At 71.5% G+C, this 26999-nt stretch carries 1 protein-coding gene; it reads right to left on the bottom strand.

Translation table 11 applies throughout. The annotated features are described in order from the left end of the window. Positions 1–26925 (bottom strand): non-ribosomal peptide synthetase, encoded by a 26925-nt coding sequence (locus C8K38_RS00120; protein ID WP_097209948.1) that lies wholly within the window; start codon positions 26923–26925, stop codon positions 1–3. Positions 26926–26999: the final 74 nt, after the last annotated feature.

A 26999-nucleotide genomic window follows, 5' to 3' on the forward strand; every position in this document is an offset into this window, starting at 1 on the left:
TCAGGTGTGACCTCCGAGGCGGGCGGCGAGCGCGGGACCGATCACGGACAACGACGATGGTTCGATCATCTCGTTGTGCCCGCAGTCCACGGGGCACTCGTCGATGCCACCGGTGACGAGCGGCTGCCACTCCTGCGCCGAGCGATCGGTGCCCCCACCCTGCCCGCGCTGCGCCGGGAACACCAGGAGGTCACCGTCGAACACACCGGGCACGAAGCGGTGCACCAGCAGCCGCGAGTTCGCGTATCCGTCGTTGATCCGCTCGAGGTGCGCCGCCGTGATCCCCGAACTGCCGAGGAACTCGCCCAGCATGCGCGCAGCGGAGTCGTAGGTCAGATCCCGATGCCGCTCGGGCGCACCGACGTCCAGCCCGAGACCACGCAGCAGGTCCGCGACCTCGAGCCGTCCGAGCAGGGGGTCCGAGCCGTCGTCGGGGTAACTGTCCATGACCGCCAGGGTCGAGACGGACTCACCCCGACTCTGCAGTTCGACAGCCATCGCGTGCGCGAGGACGCCGCCGAGGGACCAACCGAGCAGGTCGTACGGCCCCTCGGGGGCGATCGCGCGCATCTCGTCGACGTACCGCCGTGCGAGCTCCTCGATCGATCCGTACCCCGGACCGCCGGTGATCGCGGGCAGTTGCAGTCCGAACACGGGTCGATCGGCGGGCAGGTATCGGACCAGCCCGGCGTATCCCCACGACAACCCGATTCCGGGATGGACGCAGAACAGCGGGCGGCCGGTTCCGCTGCCGCGCAGCGGGATCACGACCCGGAGGGCGTCCTCGACGCTCACGCCCTGGAGAGCGTCCTCGGCACCGATCCGGCCTGCCATCCCGGCCGGTGTCGGATCCAGGAAGAGCATCTGCAACGAGACCTCCCGTCCGAGCCGCTCACGGAGCTCGGCGACCACGCGGGTCGCCAACAGCGAGTTGCCACCGTGGTCGAAGAAGCTGTCGTCGGCGCCGATCCGTTCCACCCCCAGTACCGACGCGAATGCGTCTGCGGCCGCCGACTCCACCGGACCGGCAGGTTCTCGGAACGCGGCCGAGGTGAACGTCGGCATCGGCAGCGCGTCCCGGTCGAGTTTGCCCGTCGGGGTGGACGGGATCCGGTCGAGCACCATGACCGAGGCCGGCACCATGTGGCTCGGAAGTCGCTGCGCCGCGGCGCGGCGGAGCTCGTCGGGCACGAGATGCGAGTCCCCGGTCGCGCGTACATACGAGCACAGCAGCGTGTCGCCCGCCGGTCCGGTGCGCGCGATCGTCACCGCGAACCCGACGCCCGGCTGCGCGGTGAGCACGGCGTCGATCTCGGCGGGTTCGATGCGGAAGCCGCGGACCTTGATCTGGAAGTCGCTGCGGCCGATGTACTCGAGCGTGCCGTCGGTCCGTCGACGGACCAGGTCGCCGGTGCGGTAGATCCTCTCACCGGGCCGGCCGAACGGGTCGGCGACGAAGCGGTCGGCGGTCAACGCGGGCCGACGGTGGTAGCCGCGGGCGAGGGCCGACCCCGCGACGTACAGCTCCCCCACCACACCGGGTGCCACCGGGTGCAGGCGCTTGTCGAGCACCAGCTCGGACACGCCGCGGATCGGTCCACCGAATGTGATCGGGGCACCTGCGGCCATCGGGTCGCTGATGTTCGACATGATCGTGGTCTCGGTGGGGCCGTATGCGTTGAGCATCGTGCGGTCCGGAGCCCACCGCGCCACCAGTTCCTGGGCGCATGGTTCACCGGCGACGACGAGGACCCGGAGCGCGTCGAGCCCGCCGGAATCCACCGACTCCAGCGCGGTCGGGGTGACGAATCCGTGTGTGACGCGACCTATCTCGAGGGCCGCGGCCAGCTCCGCGCCCCCGCGCACGTGCGGTGGGACGATCACCATGGTCGCGCCCGCGCTCAGCGCCATCACGATCTCGAACACCGATGCGTCGAAGCTCGGGGACGCGAAGTGCAGGGTGCGGGCATCCGGAGTGACATCGAGGCGGGTGCGCTCCTCGGCGGCGAGGTTCGCCAGACCCCGGTGGGTGAGCACGACGCCCTTCGGGACGCCGGTCGACCCGGAGGTGTAGATCAGGTACGCGGGGTGGTCGACGCGTACGGTGCCGATCCGCTCGGCATCGACGATCGCCGCGTCCGGCATGACCGCGACCACCTCCGTGGTGTCGGGATCGTCGAGCACCACCCAGTCGACCTCGTCAGGCAGGCGATTCCGCGTCTCGTCGACGGTCACCCCCAGCGCCGCACCGGAATCACCGAGCATGTGCGCGATCCGCCCGGCCGGGTGGCCCGGGTCGACCGGCAGGAACGCCGCCCCCGTCTTCGCGACCGCCCACACCGCGAGCACCGACTCGAGCGAGCGCGACAAGGCGAGCGCGACGTAGCGCTCCGAACCGGCACCGCGGCCGATCAGCATCCGCGCCAGCCGGTTCGACCGCCGATCCAGCTCCCCATAGGAGACCTCGACGCCGTCGCAGGCGACCGCGATCGCATCGGGATCGTGCCCGGCCTCGGCCAGCAGCTCGGGGAACAACAGCTCCTGGGCGTCGGGGTCGCCGTGCGCCGCGGTGAGGTCGCGGAGTTCGTCGTCGCGCAGGATCCCGATGTCGCCGACAGCGCCGTGCGGATCGGCGAGCGCGGATTCGAGGAGCAGGAGGAATCGTTCGGCGACATCGCGCACCGTCACGGCGTCGAACAGGTCCGTCGCGTACTCGATGCTCCCGGCGATACCGGCCGGTGCGCCCGAGTCGTCGAACTGCTCGGCGAGCACGAACTCGAGATCCTCCTTCACCACACCGGAGTTCGGGGCGAGGCCCTCGACGGTCAGGCCCGGCAGATCGAGGCGGGCCCGCGTGTCGTTCTGGAACTCCAATGCCACCTGGAATATCGGCGAGTACGCCGTCGAGCGCGGCGGGTCGAGCGCCTCGACCACCCGCTCGAACGGGAGGTCGGCATGTGCAAAGGCGCCGAGGTCCACCTCCCGCACGGCGGCCAGCAGATCCGCGAACGACTGCGCGGGATCGATCCGGGTGCGCAGCGCCAGCGTTCCGACGAACATGCCGACCAGGTCATCGAGCGCCGGTTCTCCCCTGCCCGCGACCGGCGTGCCGATCACGATGTCATCGGTGTCGCCGAGGCGGCTCAGCAGCACCGCGAGCGCGGCGTGCACGGTCATGAACACGCTCGTCCCGTGCCGCCGGGCGAACTCCTCGAGCCTGCGGTGCAGCTGCGGATCGATCGCGAAGCCCGTGCGCGCGCCGCGGAACGACTGCTGCGACGGGCGCGGTCGATCCGTCGGCAGGCCAAGCAGATCCGGTGCCCCCGCCAGGGTCGACGTCCAGTGGTCGAGCTGCCGCGCGGCCAGCGACCCCGGGTCGTCGGCGTCGCCGAGCAGCCGGTGCTGCCACAGCGTGTAGTCGACATACTGGACCGCTAGCGGTGACCACTCGGGTGCGCGCCCCGACGCCCGCGCCGCGTATGCGCGGACCAGGTCCCGGGACAGCGGTCCCATCGACAGCCCGTCGACCGAGATGTGGTGCGCCACCAGCACCAGGACGTGCTCGTCGGCACCGAGCTCGAACAGCGCGCCGCGGATCGGTACGCGCGCGGTGACGTCGAACCCCGCGGACACCTCGGCGTGGATCCGCCGGGCGAGCTCCTCCTCCCTGACGACCGGCACCGGCCGCAGGACGGGCGCCGCCTCGGCCGCCGGGCGAACCTCCTGCACCGGGCCGTCTCGTCCGGTCGGGAAGACGGTCCGCAACGACTCGTGCCGGTCGACCACGTCGGCCAGTGCGGCGTCGAGGGCCGGGGCGTCAAGGGCACCCGACAGGCGCACCACCAGCGGGACGTTGTAGGCGGGCGACGCCGGGTCGAACTGGTTGATGAACCACATCCGCTGCTGCGCCGCGGACAGCGGGATAACGTCCGGTCGTTCGAGCGCCTCGAGCGCGGGGCGACCGGACGCTCCCGTTTCCGCATGCTCGATGCGCTCTGCCAGTGCCGCCGCGGTCGGCGCGGCGAAGAGCGCGCGGACGCCCAGCTCGACGCCGAGGGTCTCCCGGAGCCGGGCGACCACGCGCGTTGCGGACAGTGAATTGCCGCCGAGTTCGAAGAAGTCGTCGCCGATCCCCACGCGGTCCACCCCGAGCGTGGTCGCGAACACCTCGGTCACCGCCTCCTCCACCGGGTTGGTCGGCGCCAGGAACGCCATCGGGGTGTGGCCGAATTGGGGATCGGGCAGTGCGCGGCGATCGAGCTTCCCGGTGGGACCGAGCGGGATCTCGTCGAGCACGACGATCGATGCCGGCACCATGAAGTCGGGGACCTGGGCGGACAACCGGGTTCGGAGGTCGTCGACGGCGATGTCCCGGCCGGCGACCGGAGCCACATAGGAGACCAACACGGTGTCGCCGCCCGGCCCGGGGCGGTCGAGGGTGGCCGCGAACCGGACGTCGGGATGCGCGGAGAGTGCGGCGTCGATTTCGCCGAGTTCGATGCGGAAGCCCCGCACCTTCACCTGGAAGTCGCTGCGCCCGCGGTACTCGAGCTTCCCGTCCGGGGTCCACGCCCCGACGTCGCCGGAGCGGTACATCCGCTCGCCGGGCGCGCCGAAGGGGTCGGCAACGAATCGTCCGGCGGTCGTGCCTGCCCGCCGGTGGTAGCCGCGGGCCAGACCGGGACCGGCGATGTAGATCTCCCCCTCGACACCCACCGGCACCGGCTGCAGTCGCGCGTCGAGCACGATCTCGGCGACGCCGCGGATCGGCCGGCCCAGGGTGAAGGGCACGACCTCCGGCACGCAGTCCTCGATGTTCACCACGATCGTGGTCTCCGTCGGCCCGTACCCGTTGAGCATGCGCCGCTGCGGCATCCAGTTCGCGATCAGTTCCGGTGGCCACGCCTCGCCGCCGACCATCACGGACTGCAGGTCGTCGAGCCCCGCCGGGTCGATCGAGGCGAGGGCGGCAGGCGTGATGAAGGCGTGCGTGACGCGCTGGTTCTTCAGCAACGCGGCCAGATCCGCGCCGCCGTAGACGCCACGGGGCACGATCACCATGGTCGCGCCTGCGGCGAAGCACAGCAGGTACTCGAGCACAGAGACGTCGAAACTGGGTGACGAGAAGTGCAGCGTCCGGGAGTCCGCGGTCACCGCGCACCGATCCCGTTGCTCGTCGGCGTAGTTCCCCAGGCCCCGATGGGTCAGGGTGACCGCCTTGGGCAGGCCGGTGGAGCCGGATGTGTAGATCAGGTACGCCGGATGGTCGATCCGCACGGGCGCCGTGCGCTCGGCGTCGGTCACCGGCTCCGCCGGTCGGGACGCACAGTCCGCGGCGAATCCGGGGTCGTCGAGCGTCAACCACGGCACCGTGTCGGGCAGCCGGTGCCGGTGCGCCGCGACGGTCAGCCCGACGCCTGCACCGGAGTCGGCGAGCATGTGCTCGACCCGCTCCGCGGGATAGTCCGGGTCCACCGGGACGAACGCGGCCCCGGTCTTGGCCACCGCCCACATTGCGAGCACCGACTCGACGGAACGCGGTATACCGAGCGCCACAGAGGTTTCCGGCCCCGCTCCACGGTCGATCAGTGCGCGCGCCAGGCGATTGGACCGGGCGTCGAGGTCCGCGTAGGTGACCTCGTGTCCGCCGGCGACCAGCGCGACCGCCTCCGGATCGTGGGCGGCCGCCTCCACCAGGATCTCCGGGAGCGTCCGGGCGGCGCTGCGAGGTCCGCCCCGCACCGGAACCAGCATCCGGCGTTCGTCGGCGGTCAGCAGTCCGAGTCCGGCCAGGCGTCGCCGGGGATCGTCACCGATCGCGCGCAGGACGTGCAGCAGCCTGCGGGCGGCAGCGTCGACCGCCGTCCCGTCGAGGAGGTCGGGGTGGAACTTCATCGTCAGGCGCAGACGGTCGGTCGCGGACGCGACCACGCTCAGCGGGTAGTGAGCGGCGTCGCGAACCTCGACGCCCTGCAGTCGCAGCCCCGCGATGTCGGCGTCCGCGGATAGCGTGCTGCGCACGGGATAGGACTCGAACACGGTGAGCGTGTCGAAGGCTGCGGCCGGTCCCGCGGCGCGCCGGACATCGGTGAGCCCGACGTGGTGATGATCGAGCAGCGCCACCTGCTCCGCCTGTACCCGATCCAGCAACGCACCAAGGGTTTCCGCGGCATCGAGTCGGACCCGGAACGGCACGGTGTTGATGAACAGTCCGATCATCGATTCGATGCCGGGCACGTGCGGCGGTCGCCCGGACACGGTGGCGCCGAACACCACGTCGTCGCGACGGGTGAGGAGGCCGAGGACGATCGCCCACCCGACCGAGACGACGGTGTTGAGCGTCAGTCCGCGTTCGTGCGCGAGGGCACGCAGTCGCTCGGTCGCCGGGCCGTCCAACTCGTACCGCATGTCCCGCGACGGCGCGGACTGCGCTGTCGTGGCGGACCCGTCGCGGACCAGCAGGGTGGGCTCGTCCGCCCCGACGAAGGCATCGGCCCACGCACGCAGCGCCGCCTGCCGGTCCTGCGCCGCGAGCCATTCGAGATAGTCGCGGTGGGGGCGGACCCGTGGCAGCGCGGAGGTGTCACCGTCGGTCGCATAGAGGACGACGAGTTCCTCGAGCAGCAGCGGCGTCGACCACCCGTCGAGCAGGATGTGGTGGTTGGTCAGGATCAGCCGGTTCGTGCCATCGGGCATGCGCACCAGGCCGATCCGCAGCAGTGGCGGCGATGCCATGTCGAACGGGTGGGTGCGGTCCTCGGCCAGGATCTCACCGAACCGCTCCGATGCCGCCGGTTCGGTGAGCGCGCGCAGGTCGGTCTCGGTCCACGGCGCGGCCACATCGCCGGTGACGATCCGTACGGCCTCCCCTTCCGGTGTGCGCACGAACGCCGTGCGCAGATTCGCGTGCCGGTCGAGCAGGCTCCGGACCGCCCGATGCAGACGCAGTGAGTCCACCTCGCCGCCCAGCGTGAGGATCAGCTGCACCAGGTACGCGTCCACCGAGGCGCCGGCGAGCTCGGCATGGAAGAACATGCCGCGCTCGATCGGTGTCAGCGGCCACACATCGGACAGCGAAGGGAACCGGGCCTCGAACCGCTCGACGGCCGCCTGGTCCAGGTGCACCAGACCCAGATCCGACGGGGTCCGCCCGCCCGCACCAGGCGTGCTCGCCCGCTCGACCACCCCGCGCGCGGCAGCGATCCAGCCCTGCGCGAGCCGTTCCACGTCCGCGGCATCGAGCACGCGGCGCGGGAAGGCCCACGTCGCCCTGATCCGCGGGCCGTCCGGACCGGGCACCGTCACCGCGTTGACGTCGATCGCGAACGCCACCGGCATGTCCGCCGCGACCGCATCGTGCAGCCCGGATTCCGTGACCGGAAGCCAGATTCCGTCACCGCGAGGTTCGGTGCCGCCGTCCAGCCGACCGAGGTAGTTGAAGCTGATCTCCGGCTCGGGCAACCCGCGCAGCTCGGCACCGGTTTCGTCGCCGAGGTACCGGAGCAGGCCGTACCCGATCCCGTGGTCGGGCACGGCGCGCAACTGCTCCTTGACCGACTTCACCGCCGCACCCGCGGCGGCTCCCCCGCCGCGGGCCTGGTCGATGTCGATGCCGGACAGATCGAGCCGCACCGGGTAGATCGAGGTGAACCACCCCACCGTGCGGGACAGGTCGGCGCCCGGTACCACCTGGGGCTCGCGGCCGTGTCCCTCGAGCGCCACCACGACGTCGTCGGTGTCGACGCCGCGGCCGCGCCGCCAGTGCACGAGCGCGAGGGCCAGCGCGGCGAGCAGTCCGTCCTCGACGACGCCGTGGAACACCCGCGGCACCGTGGTCGTCAGGCCCAGGGTCACGTCGGCAGGCAACTCCACCTCGACGCGCTCGAGGGTGCCCGCGATGTCGACCGACGGATCGAGTTCTCCCGCAGCGCGTCCCACGGATGCTCGGGAGACCGTCGACTGCCACAGGTCCAGCTCGCCTGCGCGGTCCCGCGCCGCCCGCACGAGCCCGTCCGCCCATGTCCGCATCGAGGTGCCGATCGGCGGTAGGTCCGGCTGCGCGCCGTCCGCGGCCTGCGCGCAGGCGAGCGCGAGGTCGGGGATCAGGATCCGCCACGAGACCCCGTCGATCACGAGGTGGTGGGCGACGACGAGCAACCGGGCCGCGTCTCCCCCGACGAGGTGCACGAACTGGATCATGATGCCGGACTCCGGATCCAGCAGGTCGGCGGCCGCCTCCACCGCACCCTGGGTCGCATGGTCCGCTCCGGCGACGCCGTCGATCGGGACCTCTCGCACGATCGTGTCGGCGGGCACCGCCCCCGGTGGGCGTACCTCGAGCCGCCACCCGGACTCGGAGCGGGCGTCCGGGCGCAGCCGGGCCCGCAGCATGTCGTGCCGGTCCAGGACCGCGCCGACCGCCCGGGTGAGGGATTCGCGGTCGATTTCGGCGGGCACCGCGAGCAGGACCGACTGCGAGTAGCGGCGGAAGTCGCCACCGCGCCGCGTGCCCGAGCGCTCGACCAGCCACCGCATGATCGGGGTGAGTGGCACGTCGCCGACGCCGCCGCCAGGAAGTTCCGGCAGCACGACGACGTCGTCTGTGCCGGTGAGGTCGGCGACCTCGGCGAGGCCTGCGACGGTGCGGCGCTCGAACACGTCGCGCGGCGTGAACGTCAGCCCCGCGGCCTTCGCCCGCGACACCAGCTGGATGGACATGATCGAGTCGCCGCCGAGCCCGAAGAACGATTCGTCGGTACCGACCGTCTCGACACCGAGAAGCTCCGCGAACAGCCTCGCCAGCAGGCGTTCGGTCCCGGTGCCGGGTGCTCTCCCACTCACGGTCCCCGGTCGCGGTTCGGGGAGTGCGGCGCGATCGAGCTTGCCGTGTGCGGTGATCGGGAACTCCGCGAGGACCGTCGTCACGGACGGCACGAGGTATCCGGGCAAACGACGGCCGACGGCCTCGGTCACCGAGGCCGGATCGAGGGCGGCGCCGGACTCGGGGACCACGTAGGCCACCAGGCGTGCGGCGCCGTCGGTCGGCCCGGGTCGCGCCAGCACCACGGCGGATCCGACGCCCGGAACCGCGGTCAGCGCCGACTCGACCTCCCCCGGCTCCACCCGGAAGCCCCGGATCTGGACCTGGGAGTCGCTGCGTCCCAGGAACGCGAGCTCGCCGTCCGAGGTCCACCGGGCCCGATCCCCTGTGCGGTACATCCGCCCCGCGGGACCGAACGGGTCGGCGACGAAGCGTCCCGCGGTCAGCCCGGGCCGTCCCCGGTATCCCCGTGCCACCTGCGCGCCCGACACGTACAGCTCGCCCGCCACCCCGAGCGGCGCGGGGCGCAGCCGCTCGTCGAGCACCCACACCCGCACACCCGGTAGTCCGAGACCGATCACCGATCCGGTGGAACGCGGCCCGGTGACCGCCGCGAGGTCGATCATCCGCCACGTCACGTGCACGCAGGTCTCGGTGATACCGAACATGTTCACCAGAGCAGGCGCGGTGACGCCGTGCCGTTCGACCCATCCCGCCAGGCGGGCCATGTCCAGCGCCTCGCCCCCGAACACCACCCAGCGGAGCGCGAGGGTGGCGTCGTCGGCCGCGGCATCGGCCTGTACGAACTGGTAGAACGACGACGGCGTCTGGCTCAGCATCGTCACCGACTCGGAGACCAGCAGGCGGCGCAGCTCGTCCGGGGAACGCGCGGTGTCGTGCCCGACGACAACCAACCGGCCGCCGAACCCCAAGGCGCCCCACAGTTCCCACACCGCGAAGTCGAACGCGAACGAATGGAACATAGTCCACACGTCGCCCGCACCGAAGCCGAGCACGGCGCGGGCGCCGGTCAGCAGCGTCACCGCGTTCCGATGCGTCACCGCGACACCCTTGGGTCTCCCGGTCGAACCCGACGTGTAGATCACGTAGGCAACGGAATCCGCGTGCAGCGGGCCCGTGCGATCGACGTCGGTGACCGGTGTGGCCCTCAGGGAGTCGAGCTGTGTGCGCATGTCCGGGTCGTCGAGACGCACCACGGGTGCGCCGGCGACCAGGTCCCCCGGCACGCTCGCGTCGACCAGCACGCAGGCCGGTGCCGCATCGCCCAGCAGGAACTCGATGCGCGCCGCCGGGTACGACGGGTCCACCGGCAGGTAGGCCGCACCCGACCGCGCGACCCCGACGAGCGCGGCCACCAGGTCGGCCGATCGTTCCATCATCACGGCGACCAGCGACTCCGGACCGATGCCGCGGTCGATCAGCCAGCGCGCCAGCCGGTTCGACCGCGCGTCGAGTTCGCGGTAGGCCATCCGCGAGTCCGCGGCGACCACGGCGATCGTGTCGGGATCGGCCGCGACGGTCGCGGCGAACAGGTCCGGCAGGGTCTCGTACGTCGGCACCGCCGACAGCGTCCCGTCCGCCGACAGCGTCCCGTCCGCCGACACCGGGCCGGACGCGCGCTCTGCGGCCTCCTCGCGCGCCAGCGCCCCCGCGACGTCGATGTCCCCGACCAGGACGGACGGATCGGCCGCGACGGCGGCGAGCACGCGGCCGAACATGTCCGCGAGCGCCGTCGCGGTGGACTCGTCGAACACGTCGGATGCGAACAGCAGCTCGCCCGACAGTCCCGCCGGGGCCCCGGCTTCGAACCGCTCGCCGATCCCGAACTGGAGGTCGAACTTCGCCTCGCCCATCTCGACGTCGAGAACCTCGGCCGTCAGTCCAGGCAGCCGGACGTGGGGACGCTCGACGTTGCGGAACTCGAGCATCACCTGGAACAGCGGGGTGTGCGAGGTGGATCGCGCCGACGCCGACCGCTCCACGAGCTGCTCGAACGGCACGTCGGCGTGTGCGAAGGCGTCCAGGTCCGCGTCCCGCGTCCCGGAGAGCACCGCGGCGAAGGAGTCCGCCGGTTCGACCGCGGTGCGCAGCACAAGGGTGTTCACGAACATGCCGACCACATCGTCCAGCTCGGCCTCGCCGCGCCCGGCGACCGGGGTTCCGACCACGACGTCACGGCCGGCTCCCACGCGGGACAGCAGCACCGCGAGCGCGGCGTGCACCACCATGAACACCGTCGAATCGTGTCTGCGGGCGAGTTCGACGAGCCCGCGGTGGACGCCGGGATCCACCGAGAGTGCCGCCCGCCCACCGCGCGTCGAGCGCCGGACCTCGCGCGGGCGGTCCAGCGGCAACCCGGTCACCGGCGGCGCCGCCGCCAGTCGGTCCTCCCACCAGGCGAGTTCGCGGGCGATCCGTGAGTCCCGGTCATCCCGCGAGCCCAGCATCGAGTGCTGCCACACGGCGAAGTCCGCGAACTGGACCGGCAGCGGCGCCCAGTTCGGTGCACCACCGCTGACCCGCGCCGCATACGCCGTCGCTACGTCCCGGGCCAGGGGTCCGATCGAGAATCCGTCGGCCACGATGTGATGGACCACCAGCACGAGGAGGTGGTCGTCCGCCGCGATCCGCAGCAGCCGCACCCGCACCGGAACCTCCTGTGCCACATCGAATCCCTCGTGCACGATCTCGGCGATGCGGGCGGGTACCCGGTCCGCGGCAACCTGTTCCGGCGTCAGGTCGCCGACCACACCGGGCGCGGGCACCGTCACCTGGGAGGGGCCGGCAGCAGGCTGGGACGGGCCGGCGGCCGGCGATGGGAACACCGTCCGCAGCGATTCCTGTCGCTCCACCACGTCGACCAGCGCGCGCCGCAGGGCCGGAGCGTCGAGGCCGCCCGAGAGCCGCAACACCATCGGCACGTTGTACGCCGCCGATGCCGGATCGAACTGGTTGACGAACCACATGCGTTCCTGGGCCGATGACAGCGGGATGCGGGTGGGCCGGGTGCCCGTGCGCAACTCGTCCCCGTGCGGCGCGGTGACGCGCACACACCGGGGCGCGAGCGCCGCCGCCGTCCGGCACTCGAAGAGGTCACGCACCCCGATCCTGCTGCCGCGCGCGCGGTTGATGCGGGCCACGGCCCGCGTCGCACTGAGGGAGTTGCCACCCAGCGTGAAGAAGTCGTCGTCGACTCCCACCCGGTCGACGCCGGTCACCTCGGCGAACACGGTGACCAGACCGGCCTCGGTGGAGTTGCGCGGTTCCCGGAATCGCGGTGTCAGCGAGTCGAAGTCCGGTTCGGGCAGCGCGGCGCGGTCCAGCTTTCCCACCGGGGTCAGCGGTATCGCGTCGAGCATCATCACCGTGGTCGGCACCATGTGCACCGGCAGGAGCCGGAGCGCGTGGTCGGTCAGGTCGGCGACATCGACGCCGTCCGCGGAGTTCGGCATGACATACGTCACCAGCATCGGGTCGCCGGCTTCCCGTGGCCGCGCGACCGTGACGGCGAACCCGACCGCCGGGTGTGCGGCGTAGACCGCGTCGATCTCCCCGAGTTCGATGCGCAGTCCCCGCACCTTCACCTGGAAGTCGCTGCGGCCCAGGTAGTCGAGCGTGCCGTCCGGCCACCACCGGACGACGTCACCGGTGCGGTACATCCGGTCGCCGGGCGCGCCGCCGGGGGCGGGCACGAATCGCGCCGCGGTCAACGCGGCCCGGCGATGGTATCCGCGGGCCAGCCCCGCTCCCGCGATGTACAGCTCTCCTGGCACGCCTGCCGGGACCGGGCGCAGGAAGCCGTCGAGGACGAACACGTCGGTGCCGCGCACCGGGCCCCCGATCGGCACCCTCGCCCCGGGCACCAGGGGTGCACTGATCGTCGTCAGGACGGTCGACTCGGTCGGCCCGTAGCCGTTGAGCATCGTCCGTCCGGGCGCCCAGTCGGCCACCAGTTCCGGACCGACGGCGTCGCCCGCGACGACCAGCACCTCGAGGTCGTCGAGGCGCTCGGTATCGACTGTGGCGATTGCGGCAGGTGTGATGCAGACGTGGGTTATCCGCTCGCGGCGCAGGAGTCGGCCCAGATCGGCACCGCCGTACACGTGCGGCGGCGCGATCACCAGGCACGCGCCCGCAGTGGCGGCCTGCAGCAGTTCGAGGACCGAGACGTCGAAACTCGGTGAGCACACGTGCAGGCAGCGCGCCGTCGACGGAACAACATAGCGGTCCCGCTGCGCGGCGAGCAGGCTCGACAGGCCGCGGTGGGTGACACTCACGCCTTTTGGCAGGCCCGTCGATCCCGACGTGTAGAGCAGGTACGCCGCGTCGTCGACGCGCAGGGTGCCCGGCCGTTCTACCTCGGCGATGGCGTCCGCCGGAAGAGCGGCGAGGTCCGCCGCGCATCCCGGATCGTCGAGTACGAGCCAATGCACGGAGTCCGGCAGATTGCCGCGATCGGAGGCGAGTGCCAGTCCCACGGCGGCGTCCGAGTCGGTGAGCATGTGCTGGACGCGGGCACGCGGGTAGGTCGGATCCACCGGTACGAACGCCGCACCGGTCTTCGCCACCGCCCACACGGCCGTCACCGACCGCACCGAACGCGGCAGGGCGATCACCACCGCCGTGCCCGGCCGTGCCCCCGCACCGATCAGGTACCGCGCCAATCGATTCGACTCCTCGTCGAGGTCCCGGTACGACAGCCGAGCGTCCTCCGAGTCCACCGCGACACCGTCGGGCTCGATCGCGGCCCCGGCGACGAGGATCTCCGGCAGCAGCCGTGGCGGGTTCGCCGGGCCGCCCCGAATCGGCGCGGCCGCCTCGCGCTCGGACAGCAGGTCGACCCGGGCGACGGGGCGCGCCCTGTCGTGCGTGACGGTCGCGAGCGCGCGCCGCAGCCGGTCGGCGATCGAGTCCACCTCGGCCGGGTCGAGCCGGTCCGGCCGGTACTTCAGGTGCAGCCGCAGGCGGTCGTCCACGCGCGCCAGCACGGTCAGTGGGTAGTGGGTGGCGTCGAAACCCTCGACACCGACCACCCGTAGGCCGGCGATGTCGGTGCCGCGCGCGAGCGCCGAGCGGTCGACGGGGTACGACTCGAAGACCGTCAGGGTGTCGAACGTCGCCGCCGGACCCGCCTCCCGTTGGATCTCGGCGAGCCCGATGTGGTGGTGGTCGAGCATCGCCGCCTGCTCCGACTGCACACGACTGAGCAGCTCGCCGACGCTTTCGCGGGGATCGAACGCGATCCGGACCGGCACGGTGTTGATGAACAGTCCGATCATCGCCTCGATCCCGGGCACCTGCGGGGGACGGCCCGACACCGTCGCACCGAACACCACATCGGTGCGGCCGGTCAGTGCACCGAGCACCAGCGCCCAGGCGACCTGTACGACGGTGTTGACCGTGACCCCGTGCTCCCGGGCCACCGCCACCAGCGCCGTGGTCTCCTCGGCGGGTACGGTCAGGGTCGCCTCTCCTGGTTCGGCCGGAATCACGACTCCGTCGAGCGGAGCCTGCGGAGCGAGCACAGACCCGTCCCCGGGTACCAGCAGCGTCGGCCCGTCGGCGCCGGCGAGGGCCCGACGCCACTCCGCGACACCGGATACGTGATCCTGCGCGGCCAGCCACGTCAGGTAGTCGTGGTAGTCGCCCGCCGGTGCCGACGTCGGCTCCCGGTCGGCGGCGTACAGGGCGAGCAACTCCTCGAGCAGCAGCGGCGTCGACCAGCCGTCCAGCAGGATGTGGTGGTGGGTGAGCAGCAGCCGGCGCTCTTCCGCTCCCGTCCGGACCAGTGTGAAGCGCAGCAGCGGTGCGCGGTCCATCACGAACGGCGTCGAACGTTCCTCCGCGAGCAGCTGCCGCCAGCGTTCCCGGCCAGCCGACCCCTCGAGGCCGGACAGGTCGATCTCACTCCACGGCAACGACACACGACCCTCGACGACCTGGTTCACCTCGCCCGCATCGTCTTCGACGAAGCACACCCGCAGGTTCGGGTGGCGATCGAGCAGAGTCCGCGCGGCCCGGCGCATCCGCTCCGGCGACGGCCGGCCGTGCAGCTCGACGACGAGCTGGACCATGTACGCGTCGACCGATCGCTCCGCGAGACGGGCGTGGAACAGCAGTCCCGACTGCAGCGGGGTCAGCGGCCACACGTCCGTCAGCCCGGGTCGCCGTGCCTCGAGGGCGTCGATCGCCGCCTGGTCGAGCGGGACGAGATCGAGGTCCGATGGGGTGAGCCCGCCCGCGCCTTCGGTGTGGGCGTAGGCGGCGAGCGCCCCAAGTGCCCGGTGCCACAGGTCCGCGAGCCGGTGCACATCTGCGGCATCCAGAACTCCGGTCGGGAACGTCCAGGACGACTGCAGGACAGCGCCTCCCGGCCGCGGCACGAACCCCGCCGCGATGTCGACGACGGCCGTCACGGGCATCTGCGGATCGTGGGCGTTGCCGAGCCCGTGACGCGGGGTGGGCAGCCACGCCTGCGGATCGTCGCCGGCCCCCGCGGTGATCCTGCCAACGCCGGCGGTGCCGGCTATCCGGCCCAAGTAGTTGAAGACGATCTGGGGCTCGCGCCACCCGCGGACCCGCGCCCCCGACTCCCCGCCAAGCCCACGGAGCAGCCCGTAGCCGATCCCCCGATCCGGGATCGCCCGTAGCTCTTCCTTCACGAGCTTGACCGCCGCTCCCGCCGCCGCTCCCCCGGCGAACGCCTCGCCGAGGTCGATCGACGACAGATCGGGGCGCACCGGCGAGAGCGTCGTGAACCATCCGACCGTGCGGGTCAGGTCCGCACCGGGCGCCGCCGCCTCCTCCCGCCCGTGCCCCTCGACGCCGAGCAGGACGTCGGACCGTTCGACGCCTCGCTCGGCGCGCCAGCGGACCACCGCCATCGCGAGGGCCGTCAGCAGCCCGTCGAGCACGTCGGCACGGAGCGACGCAGGCAGCGCGGCGAGCACGGCCTCGGTGACCTCGGGGGACGCCTCGCTGGTCAGCACCTCGCTCGTGGCAATGACATCGCGCGCGGAATCCAGCGGTCGCGATCCAATGGCCGGGTCGTCGCCGTCCAGGATCCGCTCCCACATCGGCAGTTCGCCGACCCGCTGCGGGGCAGCATCTTCCAGAGCGTGCGCCCACCGGCGCATCGACGTGCCCACCGGCGCCAACTCGGGAAGCCGCCCCTCCGACGCCTGCGCCCAGGCCGACGCCAGGTCCGGCACCAGCACGCGCCACGACACGCCGTCCACGACGGCGTGGTGGACGACCAGCAGCAGCCGTCCGGTGCCGGACGGTCCGTCGAACCACACGATCTGCACCATCGTGCCTGCGGCCGGATCCAGCCGGTCGGCCGCGGCATCCGCCTCCGCGGCGGCGCGGACGTCGAACGCCGCGTCGTCCACCGAATCCACCTCGACACGCGTCAGCACGTCCCTGGCGGTGACACTGCCGATGCCGGAAACCGTCATCCTCCAGTCACCGGGGCGAGCGGAGCGACGGGGTGTGTCACCGTCGGCTTCGCCGTCGGGTGCGAGCCGGGCCCTGAGCATGTCGTGCTCGTCCAATACGGCCTGCACCGCGACCTCGAGCGCGATCCGGTCGACTCCATAGGGCAGCGTCAGCATCACCGACTGGGAGAACCTGTCGATCCGGCCGGCGCTGCGGCGGAGCACCCACTCGAGGATCGGGGTGAGCGGCATCTGCCCGATACCGCCGCCGGGCAACTCTTCGAGTGTCGCCGGCCGGGTTGCGGTGCGCGAGTCCGCCACCGCGGCGAGCCCGGCGACGGTCGGGTGATCGAACACGTCACGCGGCGTGAGGGAAAGCCCCGCCGCCTTCGCCCGCGCCACCAGCTGGATCGACATGATGCTGTCGCCGCCAAGGGCGAAGAACGAGTCGTCCATCCCGACCATGTCCAGGCCGAGAACCTCCGCGAACAGCAGGCCCAGGTTCTCCTCGGCTGTGCCGGACGGCGCCCGGCCCACCGACACCTCCGCCCCGAGATCGGGCGTCGGCAGTGCCGCCCGGTCGAGCTTGCCGTGCACGGTCATCGGCATCTCGGACATCACCACGATGTGCGCGGGAACCATGTACCCGGGCAGCCGTGCCGCGAGGGCCTCGTGCAGACGCGCCGTGTCCACCACCGCCCCGGCCGCGGCCACCACGTACGCGATCACCAGGTCTCCCCGGTGCCCGACGGCGCGCACGTCCGCCACCGCCTGACCGACGGATCCGGCTGCCGTCAGGCACGATTCGACCTCGCCGAGCTCGATCCGATTGCCGCGCACCTTGACCTGCCGATCGTCGCGACCCAGACAGACCAACTGACCGTCTGTGGTCCACCGCACGAGATCCCCCGTGCGGTACATCCGCTCGCCGGGAGCCCCGCCGGATTCGGCGACGAACCGGCCGGCCGTCAGCCCCGGACGCCGGTGATAGCCGCGGGCCAACGCCGGGCCCGCAAGGTACAGCTCTCCGAGCACCCCGACCGGCACCGGCTGCAGCCTGCGATCGAGCACTCGCACGCGGAATCCCGGTGCCGGGTCTCCAATCGTGATGGGCTCGCCCGGGGTCAACGGATAGCTGATGCTCGCCGCGATGGTCGCCTCCGTCGGGCCGTACCCGTTGTGCATCCGCCGTCCGGGGGCCCAGCGGGCCACCACGTCGGGCGGGCAGGCCTCGCCGCCCGACACCAAGCACACCAGGTCGTCGAGTCCGGCGGGGTCCATCGTGGCGAGCGCCGTCGGGGTGAGGAAGCAGTGGGTCACGCGTTCGGCCAGGAGCAGCTCCCTCAGCTCGTCACCGCCGTACACGGTGGGGGGCGCGATCACGAGGGTCCCCCCCGCACCGAACGCGAGGATGAAATCGAGGATCGAGGCGTCGAAGCTGGGCGACGTGAAGTGCAGTGCGCGGGAGTGGGGCGTCGTCCGACAGCGCTTGTGCACGTGGTCGGCGAACGCCGCGAGACCACGGTGAGTTACCGTGACACCCTTCGGGATTCCCGTCGAGCCGGAGGTGTAGATCAGGTAAGCGGCCTGGTCGAGCCGCAGTCGGGTGGTCCGGTCGGTGTCACGGACCGGCGAGACGGCGGTGTGGTCGTGCATGAGACGGGCGGCGTCGAGCGTCCACCACCGCAGCCCATCGGGGAGTACGTCCCGGGACTGGGCGACGGTCAGCCCGAGGACCGCACCCGAATCGTCGAGCATGAAGGCGATCCGATCCTCCGGGTGCGCCGGGTCGATCGGGACGAAGGCGGCCCCGGTCTTCGCGACGGCCCACAGACTGATGATGTACTCGACGCTGCGGGGCATGCCGAGCGCCACCACAGAACCGGGTCCGACACCCACGTCGATCAGGCTGCGGGCGAGCATGGTCGATGCGCGGTCGAGGTCGAGGTACAAGATCTCGTTGCCGTCGTACCGGATCGCAGGCGCGTGCGGATCGATCGCTGCCCCGGCCGCGAGCACGGCGGCCAGCGTGTGCGGTGGTGCGCCGGGTTCACCCCGCACCTCCGTGAGCGCGGCGCGCTCCGCACCGTCGAGGATGTCGATGTCCGCGACCGGCATGCCCGGGGACTGGGCCACCGCCTCCAGGATCCGCACGAATCTGTCGGCGAAGGTCCGCGCGGTGGCCTCGTCGAACATGTCGGTGGCGAACACCAGACCGGCGGCCATCCCGGCTGCGGCGCCCGTGGCGTCGAACTCCTCGGCCACGGTGAGCTGCAGGTCGAAGTTGGCGGCCACGTCGCCGGAGTCGAGCGCCTCCACCCGCAGGCCCGGCAGCGCGAGATCCGGCCGCGCGATGGTCCGGAACTCGAGCATCACCTGGAACAACGGCGTATGTGCGTGCGAGCGGGGCGGATCCAGCGCCTCCACAACCCGTTCGAACGGGATGTCCGCGTGCGTGAACGCGCCGAGGTCGGTCTCCCGGACCCGGCGAAGCAGTTCACCGAACGAGCACGCCCCGCCGACATCGCACCGCAGCACGAGGGTGCCGACGAACATCCCGACCATGTCGTCGAGAGCCGCGGCCCCGCGCCCGGCGATCGGGGTGCCGATCGCGATGTCGTCGGTGCCGGCAAGCCGGGACAGCAGGGTGGCCAGCGCCGCATGCACCACCATGAACACGCTCGCATCGTGGCTGTGGGCGAGCGCGATCAGGCCCCGGTGCAGGCCCTCGTCGACTGTGAACGCGACGCGCCCGCCGGACTGCGAGCGGACCGCAGGCCGGGGCCTGTCGCTCGGCAGATCCAGTACCTCGTCCAGGCCCGAAAGCGTGGTGGTCCAGTAGTCGAGCTGACGTGCGAGCGGGGACGATGCGTCGTCCTCATTGCCCAGCCATTCGAGCTGCCACAGTGTGTAGTCCGCGTACTGCGCGGTCAACGGCGGCCACTGCGGCGCGCCGTGGCACATCCGCGCGGCATACGCGGCGGCCACGTCCCGTGCCAGCGGGTTCAGTGAGAAGCCGTCCGCGAGAATGTGGTGCAGCACCACGGTGAGCACGTGGTTGGTCTCGTCGGCCCGGAACAGGATCGCCCGCAGCGGAATCTGCTCCGCGACGTCGAAGCCGCGTGCCATCGCCGCCCACATCCGGGCGTGCAGGTCGTCCGCATCACGTACCTGGATGACCTCGAGTCCGGGCTCGGCCGACTCGGCGGGCAGGATCTCCTGGCACGGCCCGTCGTCGGTGAGCGGGTAGACCGTGCGCAAGGATTCGTGTCGGGCGATGACGTCGCCGAGCGCGGCCCGCAGCGCCGGGGCGTCGAGGTCGCCCGACAATCGCAGCGAGAACGAGATGTTGTAGGCCGGGGACTGCGGGTCGTACTGGTTGACGAACCACATCCGCAGTTGCGCAGGGGACAACGGGATCCGGGCAGGCCGGGGCTGCGGGATCAGCGGCGATCGGCGCACCCCGCTGCCCTCCCCGCCGACCCTCCTGGCGAGCTCGGCGACGGTGGGGCCGTCGAAGACGTCCCGGATGCCGAGCGAGGCGCCGGTCGCGTCGTTGATCCGGGCCACCAGCTGCGCCGACACCAGCGAATTGCCGCCGAGGACGAAGAACCCGTCGTCCGCACCCACCCGGTCGACACCGAGCAGATCGGTGATCACGCCCGCCACGATCTCCTCGACCGGGTCCCGAGGCGCGACGTGGGAGCCCTCGGGAGCACCGGGGACCGGCAGGCTCGCGCGGTCGAGTTTGCCGTGCGCGGTCACAGGGATTCGGTCCAGGATCATCACGGTCGACGGCACCATGTAGCCCGGAAGGAACTGGGCGACGGACGCTCTCACCTCGTCCGGATCGAGAACCACACCGGCGTCCGGCACCGCGTACCCCATCAGCCGGATCCCGACGGGTCCCTCGTCCGCGACCACCACCGCGGACGCCACACCCGACACGGCCGCGAGTGCCGCCTCCACCTCGCCCAGCTCCACCCGGTAGCCGCGCACCTGCACCTGATGGTCCCTGCGGCCGGCGTACTCGAGCGTGCCGTCCACCCGCCACCGGCCCAGATCGCCGGTGCGGTACATCCGGGTGCCTGCCCCGGACGGGTCGGCGACGAATCGCGCCGCGGTCTCCCCCGCGAGACGCGGATAGCCCCGCGCCAGCTGAGCGCCGGACACGTACAGCTCGCCCACCACACCCGGCGGGACCACGTGGAGCCGTTCGTCGAGCACGCGCACCCGCAGCCCGGGCAGCGCGTAGCCGATAAACCCTCGACGACGAGCCCCCGGCGCCCCGGACAACGGGCCGTGGGTCACGTGCACGCACGTCTCGGTGATCCCGTACATGTTCACCAACTGCGGTGCCGAGTCCCCTCGGCGAGAGAACCATTCGGTGAGCCGCCCGGGATCCAGCGCCTCCCCACCGAAGATCACATACCGCAGGCGCAGCAACGCGGCGTCCCCGGCGTCGGCGCGGGTCCGCTCGGCGTCGGCCAACTGGTGGAAGGCACTCGGGGTCTGGCACAGGACCGTGACAGCCTCGTCCTGCAACAGCTGCAGCAGATCGTGTGGCGTGCGGGCCGTGGCGTGGTCGACCAGCACCGCCGTGCCGCCGTGGATGAGCGCACCCCACAACTCCCACACGGCGAAATCGAAGGCGTGCGAATGGAACATCGTCCACACGTCGTCGCCGCCGAATCGGAACAACTCCGCCGCGTTGGCGAACAGCGTGGTCACACTGCGGTGCGAGACCGCCACTCCCTTGGGCCGACCGGTCGACCCGGACGTGTAGATCACGTACGCGAGCGAGTCCGGGTACAACGGCGCGGTCCGGTCGGCATCGGTCACCGGCGCAGGCGACAGCGTGCCGATCGTGGTCGTCACCCCTGGATCGCCGATGTCGACGACCGGAATGTCGGTGCGACGCAGAGCCGAACCGCTCGCGCCGCCGTCGACCAGGACACACACCGGTGCGGCGTCGGCGAGCATGTAGGCGATGCGGTCCTCCGGATAGTCGACGTCCACGGGGACATACGCGGCACCGGCGGTGAGGACCGCGAGAAGAGCGACCGGTAGGTCGTCCGAACGCGTCAGCGCGACCGCCACCAGTGACGCCGGCCCCACTCCGTGGCCGATCAGCAAGCGGGCCAACCGGTTCGCACGCGCCGCCAGGTCCGAATACCGGATGCGGGCGGTGCCCGCGACGACCGCGCACGCGCCCGGGCTGCGCGCCGCGGCGCTCGTGAACAGCTCCGGCAGTGTGGTCGGCGGCACCGCGCGGCCGGGCCGCTCCCGCGCGACGAGTGACCTCTCCTGCTCGTCGGTGATCTCGATGTCGCCCACCACGGCGGCCGGATCGGCGGCCGCCGCGGCGAGGATCCGCACCAGGCGGTCGCCGATCTCGGCCACCGTGGTTCGGTCGAACAGGTCGGTCGCGAACCGCAGTGTCGCGGACAGGCCGGCGGCGCGACCCCAGATGTCGAACCGTTCCCGTACCCCCAGCTGCAGGTCGAACTTGGCGACACCCGTGTCCACCTCGGCCGCCTCCGCGGACAGTCCCGGCATGGCCACCGTCGTGGGCTCGCCGTGCTGGAACTCGAGCAGCACCTGCACCAGCGGCGCGTGGATGGGAGACCGGTCCGAGGCGAACTCGTCGACCAGCCGCTCGAACGGCAGATCGGCGTGGGCGAACGCTCCGAGGTCGGTCTCGCACACGTGCGTGAGCAGGTCGGAGAAGGTGGTCTCGGGTCGGACCGTGCTGCGCAGGACGAGGGTGTTGACGAACATGCCGACGAGGTCGTCCAGTTCGGGTTCGCCGCGGCCGGCGACCGGTGTGCCCACGGCGACGTCGGGCCCGGCGCCGAGCCGGGCGAGCAGAACTGCGAGCGCGGCGTGTAAGACCATGAACAGCGTGCAGCCGTGCTCGCGAGCGATCCGGACCAGGCCACGGTGGATCCCGGCCTCGACATCGAACTCGATCCGGCCGCCGGAGGCGGTCGTCCGCGGCGACCGGGGACGGTCGTGCGGCAGCGAGATCGCCGCCGGGAGATCGGCCAGCCGGTCACCCCAGTAGGCGAGTTGCCGGGCGGCGAGCGACTGCGGATCGTCCTCCGCCCCGAGCAGTTCGCGCTGCCACAGGGCATAGTCGGCGTAGTGCAGCGGCAGTGGATCCCACTCGGGCGCGCGCCCGGCCGCCCGCGCGGCGTACGCCGCCGCCACGTCTCGGGCCAGCAGCTCGACGGACTGCCCGTCCGCCGATATGTGGTGCAGCACCACGGCCAGGACGTGTCGACGCGACCCGGTCTGGAACAGGGCGATTCTCAGCGGAATCTGCTCGCGGACATCGAAACCGGAGGCGGCCGCCGCCGCGACCGACTCCTCCACCCGCTCCGGGTCCACGACGACGGGTGTCAGGTCCACCGCCGCGTCCGGCGCCGGCAGGATCACCTGGTAGGGGCCCCGCACATCGGCCGGGAACACCGTCCGCAGTGCCTCGTGCCTGTCGATCACGTCACCCAACGCGGTCTGCAGCGCCGCACGGTCGAGCTCGCCCGTGAACGTCACGGCGAACGGAATGTTGTACGCCGGCGAAGCGATGTCGAACTGGTTCACCAGCCACATCCGCTGCTGCGCCGGGGACAGTGGGAGCCGGTCCGGGCGATTCCGCGCAACGAGCGCGGGCCGGTCTCGCGTCGGCCGACCGGGATCGGCGTTCTCGAGAATCCGGTCGATGTGGTGCGTCAGTCCCGAGACGGTCGGTTCCGCGAACAGGTCCCGCACGCTCAGCCGCACCGGCAGCGCCGCATTCACCCGTCCGATCACTCTCGTGGCGATCAGGGAGTCGCCGCCGAGATCGAAGAAGCTGTCGTCGGCACCGACCCGGGCCTGCCCGAGCAGTTCCGCGAACACCGCGGCGACCGTCTTCTCCGTCGGGGTGTGCGGCGCCCGGTACTCGGCGGTGGTCCCGCGCCGGCGAGGTTCAGGCAACGCCTTCCGGTCCAGCTTGCCCGCCGGGGTCAGCGGCACGCGGTCGAGGACGACGATCGTCGCGGGCACCATGTGCGCGGGCAGCGACGCGGCGGCATGAGCGAGGAGTTCGGCCTCGTCGATCTGGGCGTCGGCCTGGGGCAACACGTAGCCGACCAGCACGACGTCGCCGGAGGGACGGGTGTGCCCGGTGGTCGCCGCGAACGCGACACTCGGATGAGCCACGAGCACACTGTCGATCTCGCCGAGCTCGATCCGGAAGCCGCGGATCTTGATCTGGAAGTCGCTGCGGCCGAGGTACTCGAGTTCGAGCGCTGCCGCGCTCGGCCTCCCGTCGCGCGTTCGAGCAATCCACCGCACCAGGTCGCCGGTCCGGTACATCCGTCCGCCGCCCGCGCTGTACGGGTCCGCTACGAAGCGTTCCGCGGTCTGCCCCGGCCGGTGCCGGTAGCCACGGGCCAGCCCGTCGCCCGTCACGTACAGCTCACCGACCGCGCCCACCGGCACCGGCTGCAGCCGCCGGTCCAGAACCATCTCACCGCACCCGCGAGACGGTCCGCCGACCGTGACCGGGGCGCCGGGCCGTAATGCGGCGCTGATCCCGGCGACCACGGTGACCTCCGTGGGGCCGTACGCGTTGAACATCCGTCGGGCTGCTCCGCGGGAGCTCTGGGATGTCGGTGCAGCCCACTGCCGGACCAGCGCGGGCGGGCACACGTCACCACCGGTGACCACGCACTCGAGATGATCTAGCCCGGCGGGGTCGACGGACGCCAGTGCCGCGGGGGTGACGAACGCGTGCGTGACCCGCTCACGGCGTAGGACGTCCGCCAGTTCCACGCCTCCGTACACGTCCGGCGGGGCCACGACCATCGTCGCGCCGGACCCCACCGCCATCAGCAGTTCGAGCACGGACGCGTCGAAGCTGGGCGAGGAGAAGGACAGGGTGCGGGAGTCCGCGGTGATCGCGAACCGTTCGCGTTCCTCCGCAGCGAGGTTCGCCAGCCCGCGATGTGTCACCACCACTCCCTTGGGCAGGCCCGTCGATCCGGAGGTGTAGATCAGGTAGGCCGCGTCGTCGAGGCGGACCGGACGGGTTGCCGCGGCAACGGAAGCCGTGGGGCCAGGCGCCTCGATCGGGTCGTCGAGGACCAACCACGTGATGGTCTCGGGCAGCCGCCCGCTGTGCGCCCGGACGGTCAGACCGAGCGCGGCGCCGGAGTCGGAGAGCATGTGCTCGATCCGGTCCACTGGGTAGTTCGGGTCGACGGGCAGGAACGCGGCCCCGATGCGAGCCACCGCCCAGACCGCGGTCACCGCCTCGACTGAACGCGCGATCGCCAGGGCCACAACGGAATCCGGACCCAGACCGTGATCGAGCAGACGCCTCGACAGCCTGTCGGCGAGTTCGTCGAGTTCACGGTAGGAAAGCCTGCGTCCGTCGGCGACGATTGCCTCGTGGTCCGGATCGGCGGCCACCGCGTCGGCGAGGATCCGGGCGAGTGTCCGCGGGGCGACGTCGGCCGGACCCGCTACCGGGGTCAGCCCCGCGGTTTCAGCGGCGGTCAAGATGGGCACGTCCCCCACCGGCCGGCCAGGATCCGCGGTGACCCCGGCGAGCAGCCGCTCGAACCGATCGATCAGGGAGGTCACGGTCTGCTCGTCGAGCGTGGCGTTGTCGTAGGTCAGTCGCGCGTCGATACCGGCGGGCGTGCCCCGCGTGGTGAAACGCTCGGTGAGGTCGACCGTGAGTTCGGTGTTCTCCGGAGCGATCACGGCGGGCGGGGCGGCGTGGGCGCTGAACGTCACCCGCGGACGGGGCGCGCCCAGCGTCGCGACGACCCGCTCGAACGGAGTCTCCTGGTGCGCGAAGGCGCGGTGCTCGCTTTGGTCCGTCTCACGCACCAGGTCGGTGAACGCGGCGGACGGGTCGATCGGGGTGCGCAGGGCCACGGTGTTGCAGGTGGGGGCGGTGGCGGGCCGGTCCCGGTTCGCGCCGGACCGGTTCGGCACCGGAGCGGCGACGACGATGTCGTCGGTGTCGGTGAGCCTGCTCAGCACGGCGGCCAGCGCGGTGTGCAGCATGGTGAACGTCTCGACGTCGAGGTCGCGGGCGAGCACCGTCGCCGCAGCGTGCAGGTCGCGGTCGAGCGAGCACGAGATCGAGCCCCGACCGGTCCGGCCGGTCGCCGGGCCTGCGCGGGGCAACACCGCCGATTCCGGCTGCCCGGCCAGCTCCTGCGTCCAGAACGCCAGCTCGTCGGTCTCGCGCCGCATGCGCTCCCCGATCAGTGCCGACTCGGCATGGAGGTCCGCCAGCACGGTGGTCGGCTCGGCGGCGAGCAGGGCCTCCACGAGTTCGACGAAGCGCCGGTGGTGGGTGCGCAACTCCTCCTCGCCATATCGGTTGGGATTGCCGCGGAAGTCGACGAGCGCCCTGGCCGGCGTGCCGCTCTGGTAGATGTTGACCAGCAGGTCCTGCACGGGTCCGGAGGTCACGATGTGATACTCGCCGACGATCGGCCCGAGGGTGATCTCCTGGCGGAAGAGCATCACGTTGACCATCGGCCCCGCCAGCCCGTGCTGCACACCGGTCAGCCCGGCGTCGCGCCGGATGTCCTCGAGACTGCACCGCTGGTGGCGCAGGGCGCCCATCAGTTCCAGCTGTACCCGCCGGACGAGGTCGGCGACGGTGTCGTCGGTGTCGACCGTGATCCGGAGCGGCGCGACGTTGACGAGCATGCCACCGGAATGCTGCAGCGGCGCGGTTGTGCGTGCGGACACCGGCACGTTCACCAGGACGTCGCGGCTCCCCGTCATCCTCGACAGATAGCAGGCGAACGCCGCGATCAGCTGCGCCGCGGGCGTCGCGCCGACCCGGGTGTCGGAGGAGTTCAGCCGATCGAGCGCCGCGTCGGTCAACTGCGCGCTCTCCAGCCGGCAACGGGCCGCCGCAGGCCCGTCCCGGTGCGCGAGCGTGGAGCCGGCCTCGATCCCCCGCACGTGCTCGGCCCAGTATTCGCGGTCGACCTCGAACCGGCTCGACGAGCGGTACTTCTGATCCAGCTCGTAGAGCGTGCGCAGGTCGAGAGCCCGGCTCGGTTCCGGATCGACGCCTTTTGACGCGGCGGTGTAGAGGGCCGCGATGCGGTTCACCATGGTCATACCGCTGTAGCCGTCGAGCGCGACGTGGTGGATTCGCGAGTACCACAGGTAGTCCCTGTCGGCGACCTGGAGAATGGTCATCTCCACCAGCCGGTCCCGCGTCAGTTGGATCGGGGTGACGTAGTCATGGTCGATCCACGCATGCGCCGCACCGAGCGGGTCCTTCTCCTGCCGGAGGTCGAACGACGCGATCGAGGTGTCGATCGAGTGGTCGACCATCTGGCGCGGTTCCCCGCCGGTGTCCACCAGACGCAGGAACGGCGACTGGAATTCACGGGCCGCAGTCACCGCCGCCGAACGCAACAGGTCGAGGTCGACGTCGCCGTGCAGCTCCACGTACTGCGCAATGAAGATCGGCGCCGTCGGGTTGAGTTGCTGACCGAACCACACACTCCGCTGGACCGCCGACAGCGGAAACGCATCAGACGAACCGTCCGGTCTGCGATCGGCGGTCTGCGGCCACTCGACGCCCTGATCTTGATCCGATGATCGATCTTTCATCATCAACCTCGTGTAGAGGGCAGCATCGCTTCGCGGTCGGCGTGTCGCCATCTTTCTGTTCAGACTAACGGCAT

This window comes from Rhodococcus sp. OK611 (assembly GCF_003050885.1).
GTDB classification, from domain to species: Bacteria; Actinomycetota; Actinomycetes; order Mycobacteriales; family Mycobacteriaceae; genus Rhodococcus_G; species Rhodococcus_G oryzae.

Excerpts from the sequence above, each read along its gene's own strand:
- C8K38_RS00120 (WP_097209948.1), bottom strand. The coding sequence starts at position 26,925 with ATGAAAGATCGATCATCGGATCAAGATCAGGGCGTCGAGTGGCCGCAG.